The sequence below is a fragment of the Streptomyces sp. SID486 genome, from assembly GCF_009865385.1.
GTDB lineage: Bacteria > Actinomycetota > Actinomycetes > Streptomycetales > Streptomycetaceae > Streptomyces.
On record NZ_WWJT01000580.1, the window covers coordinates 1 to 263 of the forward strand.

Genomic DNA, 263 nt, shown 5'->3' on the forward strand with positions numbered 1-263 from the left:
GTCGGGACGGTCCTCGGCGGCCCGCTCCCGGGGGTCCGCCACGAGCGCCGTCGCCACGGCGGAGGACGCGGGAGCGAACGCCGGACCGGACGCCGGACCGGACGCCGGACCGAACGCGGGACCGGACGCGGCGCCCGACGCCGAACCGGACGCGGCGCCGGGTGCCGTACCGGCCGGGGCGCCGGACGCGGGCCGAGTGAGCCAGGGAGCTGCCGGGCCGGACCCCGCCGACTCATGACCGGCCGGCTGGGAGCCGTCGGGAT

Annotated in this window: 1 protein-coding gene; it reads left to right on the forward strand. The window is 81.4% G+C overall.

All coding sequences use genetic code 11. The features are described 5' to 3' along the window. On the forward strand, window positions 1-238 hold a 238-nt coding region (locus GT045_RS40035; protein ID WP_237538903.1), incomplete at its 5' end, for a Tat pathway signal sequence domain protein. Window positions 239-263 lie beyond the last annotated feature (25 nt).